The following is a 9,555-nucleotide window of genomic DNA, read 5'->3' as shown; positions in this document are numbered from 1 at the left end:
CGGGGCTGGCGCTCGAGCGGCTGGTCGGCCGCGGGGACCGTCGCATCGGTCGTGATCGTCGTGACCCACGCGAGGGAGCCGCGCCGGCCGACGACGACCTCGGGCACGACGAGGACCGACTCGGTCTGCGAGCGCCGCGAGTAGGCCATCGAGCCGAAGGCGATCGGCCCGGTGCCCGGCTCGTCGACGTCGTCGCGCACGATCGCCTCGGCCGTGACCTGCCGCCACCACTCCTGCGCCCGGTCGAAGCGGTCGGGGCCGCTCGCCCGGAAGGTCGCGACCCGGCCCCAGCCGACGAAGCCCTCGCCCTTGCGCACCCAGGAGACGACGTCGCCCGCGTCGTCCGGCTCCGGCAGGAGGGAGAGGAGGTCCGCGACCCTGGCCGTGGGGACGGCGACGGTGCGGACGACGAGCGCGGGGTGGGGGACGCCGGTGGGGGTGGGGGCGTCGGCAGGGGAAGGCGATGACATGTCGGGCATCAGCCTACGGCGGCGGGTGCGAGGATGAGGACATGAGCCGCGCCACTGCAGAAGGACCCCAAGGACGTCGCCGCGATGTTCGACGAGACCGCCGCGAAGTACGACCTGATGAACGACGTGATGTCGCTGGGTCAGACGCGGCTGTGGCGGCGGGCGGTCGTGGAGGCCATCGACCCGCAGCCGGGGAAGCGCATCCTCGACATCGCCGCCGGCCCCGGCTCCTCGAGCCTGCCGCTGCGCCGCGCCGGCGCGCAGGTCGCCTCGGCCGACTTCTCCCTCGGCATGCTGCGCCAGGGGCTCGTGCAGAGCCCCGAGCTCGACTTCACCGCTGCCGACGCGACCCGGCTCCCCTTCGCCGACGCCTCCTTCGACGTCGTGACGATGTCCTTCGGCTTCCGCAACGTCGTCGAGCCCGAGGTCGCCCTGGGCGAGTTCCTCCGGGTGACCCGGCCCGGCGGGCGGTTGCTCATCTGCGAGTTCAGCCAGCCGGTCAACCGGGCCTTCCGCACGATCTACTCCGAGTACCTCATGGCGGCCTTCCCGCCGGTGGCCCGGCGGCTGAGCTCCAACCCCGACTCCTACGTCTACCTCGCGGAGTCGATCCAGAGCTGGCCGGCGCAGGAGCAGCTCGCGCAGATGATCGTCGGCACCGGTTGGGGCGGCGTCGAGTGGCGCAACCTGACGGGTGGGATCGTGGCCTTGCATCGGGCGAGCAAGGCCTGAGGCGCGCCGTCTCGAGGCTCCTTCGTCGCACCTCGACGACCGGTGGTGGTTGGTTAGGTCTACCTGTGTGACCGCCCAAGTTCCTGCCGGGTAGTGTCACCCGCGATCGTGAATTGCTTCACAAGCAGCTGAGGAACCTTTCGTGACCAGTGCACTGCCTGCGGCCGACGGAGACCGCAGTGTCGACGTCATCGTCGTCGGAGCCGGCCCGGGTGGCAGCGCCACCGCCGCGTGGCTGGCGAAGGCCGGCAAGGACGTCGTCCTGCTGGAGAAGTCCCGCTTCCCCCGCGACAAGATCTGCGGTGACGGGCTCACCCCGCGCGCGTGCGCCAGCTGATCAACCTCGGGGTCCCCCTGTCGGAGACCGACGGGTGGGCGCACAACAAGGGCCTGCGGATCATCGGCGGCGGCATGCGGCTGCAGCTCGACTGGCCCGACGTGACCTCCTTCCCCGGCTACGGCATGGTCCGGGCCCGCGCGGACCTCGACGAGGTCCTGGCCCGCCACGCCGCCTCCTGCGGCGCCGAGCTGCTCGAGGGGCGCAACGTCTCCGAGCCGATCCGTGACGAGTCCGGTCGGATCGTCGGCGTCGTGGCCAAGGTCGTCGACGAGCGCGGCCGGGCCACGGGCGAGACCGAGACCTATCGCGCCCCCGTCGTCGTCGCCGCGGACGGCGTCTCCTCCCGCCTGTCGGTGAAGATGGGCCGCGAGAAGCGCGAGGACCGGCCGATGGCCGTCGCCGTGCGCGCCTACTACGAGACGCCCCGCCACGACGACGAGTACCTCGAGAGCCACCTCGAGCTGTGGTCGACGACGCCCGAAGGGGGGCGCATCCTCATGCCGGGCTACGGCTGGCTCTTCGGGCTGGGGGACGGGCGCTCCAACATCGGGCTGGGTGTCCTCAACACGTCCGAGGCCTTCGGTCGCACCGACTACAAGGACGTCATGCGTCGCTGGGTCGAGACGATGCCGGCGGAGTGGGGCATCAACGAGGGCACGATCACCGGCGAGATCACCGCGGCCGCGCTGCCCATGGCCTTCAACCGTCAGCCGCTCTACGCCGACGGACTCATGCTCGTCGGTGACGCGGGCGGCATGGTCAACCCCTTCAACGGCGAGGGCATCGACTACGCGCTCGAGGCCGGCCACGCCGCAGCCGAGGTCATCGTCCAGGCCCTCGCCCGGCCGACCGCCGCCGACCGCGAGCGGGTGCTGCAGTCCTACGTCGCCCGGATGAAGGACATGCACGGCGGCTACTTCCGGCTCGGCGCGCAGTTCGCCAAGCTCATCGGCAAGCCCGAGATCATGCGGCTGGCGACGAAGTACGGCCTGCCGCGCCAGACGCTGATGAAGTTCATGCTCAAGCTCATGGCCAACCTGCCGGAGGAGAAGGGCGGGGGTCTCGACGACCGTCTCGTCCACCTGATGACCCGGGTGGCCCCCGATGCGTGAGGCGCTGTCGGGTGTGTCCGGCGTCACCCCTAGGATCGGCCGTGGACTGCATCACATGACGGAAGAAAGGCGGGAGCAGTGATGAACCCGTACATCCCGCTGCTCATCCTCTTCGCCATCGGGCTCGGCTTCGCGCTCGTGTCCGTGGGCACGAGCCTGGTCGTCGGCCCGGCGCGCTACAACGCCGCCAAGGCGCAGGCCTACGAGTGCGGCATCCAGCCGACGCCGCAGGCCGCCGAGGGCGGCCGCTTCCCGGTCAAGTACTACCTGACCGCGATGCTGTTCATCATCTTCGACATCGAGGCGCTCTTCCTCTACCCCTTCGCCGTCGCCTTCGACGAGCTCGGGGCCTTCACCCTCGCTGCCGTGGTGCTGTTCCTGTTCAACGCGTTCTTCATCGCGGATGCCTATGTGTGGCGCCGCGGTGGGTTCGAGTGGGACTGACGAGGACGAGGACGAGGAGACGGATCAATGGGGATCGAAGAAAAGCTGCCGTCGGGCATCGCCCTCACGACGGTCGAGGCGCTGGCCGGCTACATGCGCAAGGCGTCCATCTGGCCGGCGACCTTCGGCCTGGCCTGCTGCGCCATCGAGATGATGGCCGTGGGCACGCCGCACTACGACCTGGCCCGCTTCGGGATGGAGCGCTTCGCCGCGACCCCGCGCCAGGCTGACCTGATGATCGTCGCCGGCCGGGTGAGCAACAAGATGGCCCCCGTCGTGCGCCAGGTCTACGACCAGATGGCCAACCCCAAGTGGGTCATCTCGATGGGCGTGTGCGCCAGCTCCGGCGGCATGTTCAACAACTACGCGATCGTCCAGGGCGTCGACCACATCATCCCCGTCGACATCTACCTGCCCGGCTGTCCGCCCCGCCCGGAGATGCTGCTCAACGCGATCATCGAGCTGCACCAGCAGATCCAGAGCACGCCGCTGGGTGTCAACCGCGTCGCCGCCGCCCGGGCCGCGGAGCAGGCCGCACTCGGCGCCACCCCGACGGAGCTGCAGCCCCCGACGCACGACCACGAGGGCCTGCTCGGAAGGAACCTCCTGGCATGAGCGAGATCGACAAGCCCGCCGAGGGCGTCCACCCGGACGGCGTCGGCCTGAGCGGCACCGCCAACAAGGGCTTCCCCTCGACCCAGGGTCTGACCGGCGGCAACCGGCCGGTCGAGTACAGCAATGTCGAAGGGGAGGGTGCCGGCGAGGTCGACCCGGCGCACGCCCCCGTCGTGCGCGACGAGCGTCGCGGCATGTTCGGCGCCCGCAACGGTCAGGACACCTCCGGCTACGGCGGGCTCAAGACGACCGTCGCCTTCCCCGGCGCGAGCGAGCGCCCCTACGGCGGCTGGTTCGACGAGGTCGTCGACCGGCTCGCCGACGCCACCGGGGGCGACCTGCTCGAGCAGGTCGTCGTCCACCGCGGCGAGCTGACCCTGCACGTCGCCCGCGAGGACCTGCCGGTCGTCATGCGCGCCCTGCGCGACCGACCGGACCTGCGCTTCGAGATGTGCATGTCGGTCTCCGGCGTGCACTTCCCGCAGGAGAGCGGGCGCGAGCTGCACGTCGCCTACCACCTGCTCTCGATCACCCACGGTGGTCGGCGGCTGCGCGTCGAGGTCACCGCCCCCGACGCCGACCCGCACATCCCGAGCATCGTCGAGACCTATCCCGCGGCCGACTGGCACGAGCGCGAGACGTGGGACATGTTCGGCGTCGTCTTCGACGGGCACCCCGCGCTCACCCGCATCCTCATGCCCGACGACTGGGCCGGGCACCCGCAGCGCAAGGACTACCCGCTGGGCGGCATCCCGGTGGAGTACAAGGGCGGCACCGTCCCGCCGCCCGACGAGCGGAGGTCGTACAACTGATGGCTACGCACACGCAGGGTGGCCGGGTCCACGCGACCCCGGGCGCCGACGACCTCGCCGAGGGCCGCATCGTCAACGTCCAGGGCGGTGACTGGGACCAGGAGATGGGCGAGCTCGGGATGAACCCCGAGGAGCGCATCGTCCTCAACATGGGTCCGCAGCACCCCTCGACGCACGGCGTCCTGCGGCTCATCCTCGAGCTCGACGGCGAGACGGTCACCGAGGCCCGCGCCGGCATCGGCTACCTCCACACGGGCATCGAGAAGAACATGGAGTTCCGCACGTGGACGCAGGGGGTGACCTTTTGCACGCGCATGGACTACCTGACGCCGATGTTCCAGGAGGCTGCCTACTGCCTCGCGGTCGAGAAGGTCCTCGGCATCACCGACGACATCCCCGAGCGGGCCAGCGTGATCCGGGTGCTCATGATGGAGCTGACCCGCATCTCGAGCCACCTCATCTGCCTCGGCACCGGCGGCATGGAGATGGGCGCGACGACGATCATGACGATCAGTTTCCGCGAGCGCGAGCGGATCCTGTCGGTCATCGAGAACATCACCGGCCTGCGGATGAACAACGCCTACATCCGCCCCGGCGGCGTCGCCCAGGACCTGCCGCACGGCGCGATCGACAAGATCCGCGAGATGGTGCCGCAGGTGCGCAAGGGCATCGGCGAGCTCGAGCAGCTCCTCCTCGAGAACCCCATCCTCAAGGGCCGCACGAAGCGGGTCGGAGAGCTCTCGCTCACCGGCTGCACCGCCCTGGGCATCACCGGCCCGGTGTTGCGCTCGACCGGTCTGCCGCACGACCTGCGCAAGCTCACGCCCTACTGCGGCTACGAGAAGTACGACTTCGACGTCATCACCCGCACGGGCGCCGACGCCTACGACCGGCTCGCGATCCGCCTGGCGGAGATGCGCGAGAGCCTCAAGATCGTCGAGCAGGTGACCGACGAGCTGCAGCGCAACCCCGGCCAGGTCATGGTCGCCGACAAGCGCGTCGCGTGGCCCTCGCAGCTCGCCGTGGGCGGCGACGGCATGGGCAACAGCCTCGACCACATCCGCGAGATCATGGGCACCTCGATGGAGGCCCTGATCCACCACTTCAAGCTCGTGACCGAGGGCTTCCGGGTCCCGCCGGGCCAGGCCTACGTCGCCGTCGAGTCGCCGAAGGGCGAGCTGGGCTGCCACGTCGTGTCCGACGGCGGCACCCGCCCCTACCGGGCCCACTTCCGGGACCCGAGCTTCAACAACCTGCAGGCCGTCGCGGCCATGTGCGAAGGGGGCAACCTCGCCGACGTCATCGTCGCGGTCGCCTCGATCGACCCGGTGATGGGAGGAGTCGACCGATGAGCGGTGGATTCGGAGAGCAGACCGCGTCCGGGCACCTGCACGTGCCGTCGGAGAGCAAGGAGCCCTACCCGGCGGAGGTCCTCGAGCAGCTGTCGGCCGAGGCCGAGCAGGTCGTGGCCCGCTACCCGCAGCCGCGCTCGGCGCTGCTGCCGCTGCTGCACCTCGTGCAGAGCGTCGACGGTTACGTCACCGGTCGCGGCATCGACTTCTGCGCGAGCACGCTCGGCCTGACGACGGCCGAGGTCTCGGGCGTCGCGACCTTCTACACCCAGTACAAGCGCCACCCCAACGGCGACTACACCGTCGGCGTGTGCACCAACACCCTGTGCGCGGTGATGGGTGGCGACCAGATCTGGGAGACCGTCAGCGAGCACCTGGGCATCGGCCACGACGAGACGACCGAGGACGGCACGATCACCCTCGAGCGCATCGAGTGCAATGCCGCGTGCGACTACGCCCCGGTCGTCATGACCAACTGGGAGTTCTTCGACAACCAGACCCCGGAGTCGACCGTCCGGCTCGTCGACGACCTGCGCGCCGGCACACCGGTGCGGCCGACCCGCGGACCCGACCGCCTGTGCACCTTCAAGCAGGTCTCGCGCGTGCTCGCCGGCTTCCCCGACGGGCTCGCCGACGAGGGCATCGGGGCGGGGGAGGCCTCCCTTCGCGGTGTGGAGCTGGCCCGACGCGAGGGCTGGACGGCACCGGGCGAAGGGGGCGACGCCGACGCGGCGACGTCCACGACCGCCGCATCGACCGAAGGGATCACCACCGGCGAGCAGACCTCGGTCGACACCCCGGCCAATGCGCCCGACGAGCGCCCGACGAGCGAGGGCACGGAGGCTGACAAGTGACGACGCTGACCCCGATCCTCACGAAGTTCTGGGACCACCCGCAGTCGTGGACCCTCGCGACCTACGAGGACAACGACGGCTACGCCGCCCTTCGTCAGGCGCTGCAGAGCGACCCGGCGGATCTCGTCCAGGCGGCCAAGGACTCCGGCCTGCGCGGCCGTGGCGGCGCCGGCTTCCCGACCGGCATGAAGTGGGGCTTCCTGCCCCCGCCCGACGGCGGGCCCCGCTATCTCGTCGTCAACGCCGACGAGTCCGAGCCGGGCACGTGCAAGGACATCCCGCTGCTCATGGCGGCGCCGCACTTCCTCGTCGAGGGGGTGGCGATCACCTCCTTCGCCATCGGCTGCAACCACGCCTTCATCTACCTGCGCGGTGAGGTCGTCCACGTCTACCGCCGCCTCATGCGCGCGGTCGAGGAGGCCTACGCGGCCGGCTACCTCGGCAAGGACATCCTCGGGACCGGCTTCGACCTCGACGTCACGGTGCACGCGGCGCCGGCGCCTACATCTGCGGCGAGGAGACGGCCCTGCTTGACTCCCTCGAGGGCCGTCGCGGCCAGCCGCGGCTCAAGCCGCCCTTCCCGGCCGTCGCCGGCCTCTACGCGCGACCGACGGTCGTCAACAACGTCGAGTCCATCGCCTCGGTGCCGGTCATCATCCGCAAGGGCGCCGAGTGGTTCTCCGACATGGGCACGGAGAAGTCGCAGGGCTTCGGCATCTTCTCGCTCTCGGGCCACGTCAAGCGGCCGGGGCAGTACGAGGCACCGCTCGGCATCACGCTGCGCGAGCTCATCGACATGGCCGGTGGCATGCGCGACCCCAACCACCCGCTGAAGTTCTGGACGCCGGGTGGTTCGTCGACGCCGATCTTCACCCAGGAGCACCTCGACGTGCCGCTCGACTTCGAGTCGGTCGCGGCCCACGGCTCGATGCTCGGCACCCGCGCGCTGCAGATCTTCGACGACACCGTCTCGGTCGTGCGCTGCGTCAGCCGCTGGACCGACTTCTACAAGCACGAGTCGTGCGGCAAGTGCACCCCGTGCCGCGAGGGCACGTGGTGGCTCGCCCAGATCCTCGAGCGCCTCGAGCACGGTCACGGCACGCCCGAGGACATCGACAAGCTCGTCGACATCTGCGACAACATCCTCGGCCGCTCCTTCTGCGCCCTCGGTGACGGTGCGACCAGCCCGATCACCTCGGCGGTCAAGCACTTCCGGGAGGAGTTCGAGGCCGGGTGCCACACCCCGGCGAGCGAGCTCTTCCCGCCCGCCGCCTCGACGCTCTTCCACCACGAGACCGCACAGGTGACCGCATGACCGTCGCAGACACCACCGACCAGCAGGCACCCCCGGAGCTGATCAACCTCAGCATCGACGGCATCGCCGTCGCCGTGCCCAAGGACACCCTCGTCATCCGGGCGGCCGAGGAGGCCGGGATCCAGATCCCGCGCTTCTGCGACCACCCGCTCCTCGAGCCGGTCGGCGCCTGCCGGCAGTGCCTCGTCGAGGTCGCGACGCCCGACCGCGAGGGCAACGTCAAGCCGATGCCCAAGCCGCAGGCCAGCTGCACCATGACGGTGAGCGAGGGCATGCAGGTGCGCACCCAGCACACCTCGCCGGTCGCCGACAAGGCGCAGCAGGGCGTCATGGAGCTGTTGCTCATCAACCACCCGCTCGACTGCCCGGTGTGCGACAAGGGCGGCGAGTGCCCGCTGCAGAACCAGGCGATGAGCAACGGCCGGGCCACCTCGCGCTTCGACGACGTCAAGCGCACCTATCCCAAGCCGATCAACATCTCCTCGCAGGTGCTCCTCGACCGCGAGCGCTGCGTGCTGTGCGCCCGGTGCACCCGCTTTTCCGACCAGGTCGCCGGCGACCCCTTCATCGCGCTCGTCGAGCGCGGCGCGCTGCAGCAGGTCGGCATCTACGAGGATCAGCCCTTCGAGAGCTACTTCTCCGGCAACACCGTCCAGATCTGCCCGGTCGGCGCGCTCACCGGTGCCGCCTACCGCTTCCGCTCCCGGCCCTTCGACCTCGTCTCGAGCCCCGACGTCTGCGAGCACTGCGCCGACGGCTGCTCCCTTCGCACCGACCACCGCCGCGGCACGGTGCTGCGCCGCATGGCCGGCAACGACCCGCAGGTCAACGAGGAGTGGAACTGCGACAAGGGCCGCTGGGCCTTCGTCTCCGCCGACCTCGGTGACCGCTTCGAGCTGCCGATGGTGCGCGACGCCGACGGCGAGCTGCGGGTCGCCTCGTGGCAGGAGGCATTGGCCGCCGCGGCCGACGGGCTGCGCGCCGCGCAGGGCCACGGGGTGCTCGGTCGGCGGTCGCGTGAGCGTCGAGGACGCCCACGCCTACGCGACCCTTGCCCGCTCGGTGCTGCGCACCGAGCACGTCGACCACCGCGCCCGGCCGCACTCGGCCGAGGAGCGCGACTTCCTCCTGCGGCACGTCGCGGGGACGACACCGGAGACCGGCGTGACCTTCGACGAGGTCGGCCGGGCCAGCTCGGTCCTGCTCGTCGGGCTGGAGCCCGAGGAGGAGAGCCCGATCCTCTTCCTGCGGCTGCGCAAGGCGCACCGCAAGGCCGGCACGAGCGTCTTCGCCGTCGCCCCGCTGGCCACCCGTGGCCTCGACAAGCTCGGCGGCACGCTCATCCCGTCGGCGCCCGGCACCGAGACCGAGGTGCTCACCGCGCTCACGGGCGAGATCGGGCCCGGCTCCGAGGGTGACCCGTTGACCGCCGCCCACGCCGCGCTGCGCGGCGAGCGGCCGGTCGTGCTCGTCGGCGAGCGTCTGGCCACCGTGCCTGGTGCCCTCACC

General features: G+C 70.7%; 6 protein-coding genes and 4 pseudogenes. 9 read left to right on the top strand and 1 reads right to left on the bottom strand.

What is annotated here, in order from left to right:
• Positions 1-470: pseudogene (locus tag AC2W7J_RS11630) on the bottom strand (isochorismate synthase); the annotation flags it as partial.
• A gap of 84 nt (positions 471-554) precedes the next feature.
• Between AC2W7J_RS11630 and AC2W7J_RS11625 the strand changes: the two are divergent.
• The 9 genes and pseudogenes from AC2W7J_RS11625 to AC2W7J_RS11585 all read left to right on the top strand — a co-directional run.
• Positions 555-1,202, top strand: a complete 648-nt coding sequence (locus AC2W7J_RS11625) for a class I SAM-dependent methyltransferase (RefSeq protein ID WP_485982564.1) — start codon at positions 555-557, stop codon at positions 1,200-1,202.
• Between the two features lie 142 nt (positions 1,203-1,344).
• Positions 1,345-2,654 (top strand): annotated as a pseudogene (locus AC2W7J_RS11620) (geranylgeranyl reductase family protein).
• A gap of 81 nt (positions 2,655-2,735) precedes the next feature.
• On the top strand, positions 2,736-3,098 hold the full coding sequence (locus tag AC2W7J_RS11615) for an NADH-quinone oxidoreductase subunit A (protein ID WP_255185269.1): 363 nt from the start codon (positions 2,736-2,738) through the stop codon (positions 3,096-3,098).
• Positions 3,099-3,125: 27 nt separating this feature from the next.
• A complete protein-coding gene (locus AC2W7J_RS11610; RefSeq protein ID WP_255185270.1) occupies positions 3,126-3,713 on the top strand; it encodes a NuoB/complex I 20 kDa subunit family protein in 588 nt (195 codons plus the stop codon).
• Positions 3,710-4,525 (top strand): NADH-quinone oxidoreductase subunit C, encoded by an 816-nt coding sequence (locus tag AC2W7J_RS11605; protein WP_255185271.1) that lies wholly within the window; start codon positions 3,710-3,712, stop codon positions 4,523-4,525. The genes AC2W7J_RS11610 and AC2W7J_RS11605 overlap by 4 nt, the downstream gene beginning before the upstream one ends.
• Positions 4,525-5,877 (top strand): NADH-quinone oxidoreductase subunit D, encoded by a 1,353-nt coding sequence (locus AC2W7J_RS11600; protein WP_255185272.1) that lies wholly within the window; start codon positions 4,525-4,527, stop codon positions 5,875-5,877. The genes AC2W7J_RS11605 and AC2W7J_RS11600 overlap by 1 nt, the downstream gene beginning before the upstream one ends.
• Positions 5,874-6,731, top strand: coding sequence for an NADH-quinone oxidoreductase subunit NuoE (gene nuoE, locus AC2W7J_RS11595; RefSeq protein ID WP_485982561.1), 858 nt, complete (start codon positions 5,874-5,876; stop codon positions 6,729-6,731). Before AC2W7J_RS11600 ends, nuoE begins: the two co-directional genes overlap by 4 nt.
• Positions 6,728-8,046: pseudogene (nuoF, locus tag AC2W7J_RS11590) on the top strand (NADH-quinone oxidoreductase subunit NuoF). The gene nuoE and the pseudogene nuoF overlap by 4 nt, the downstream one beginning before the upstream one ends.
• A pseudogene (locus tag AC2W7J_RS11585) lies at positions 8,043-9,555 on the top strand (NADH-quinone oxidoreductase subunit G); the annotation flags it as partial. The pseudogenes nuoF and AC2W7J_RS11585, both read left to right, overlap by 4 nt.

The sequence above is a fragment of the Janibacter sp. CFPM2_SD2 genome (assembly GCF_057364645.1).
Note: the sequence above shows the minus strand (reverse complement) of the source record. Positions and strands in the feature narration are given on the sequence as shown.

Excerpts from the sequence above, each read along its gene's own strand:
- AC2W7J_RS11625 (WP_485982564.1), top strand. The coding sequence starts at position 555 with ATGTTCGACGAGACCGCCGCGAAGTACGACCTGATGAACGACGTGATG.
- AC2W7J_RS11615 (WP_255185269.1), top strand. The coding sequence starts at position 2,736 with ATGAACCCGTACATCCCGCTGCTCATCCTCTTCGCCATCGGGCTCGGC.
- AC2W7J_RS11610 (WP_255185270.1), top strand. The coding sequence starts at position 3,126 with ATGGGGATCGAAGAAAAGCTGCCGTCGGGCATCGCCCTCACGACGGTC.
- AC2W7J_RS11605 (WP_255185271.1), top strand. The coding sequence starts at position 3,710 with ATGAGCGAGATCGACAAGCCCGCCGAGGGCGTCCACCCGGACGGCGTC.
- AC2W7J_RS11600 (WP_255185272.1), top strand. The coding sequence starts at position 4,525 with ATGGCTACGCACACGCAGGGTGGCCGGGTCCACGCGACCCCGGGCGCC.
- nuoE (WP_485982561.1), top strand. The coding sequence starts at position 5,874 with ATGAGCGGTGGATTCGGAGAGCAGACCGCGTCCGGGCACCTGCACGTG.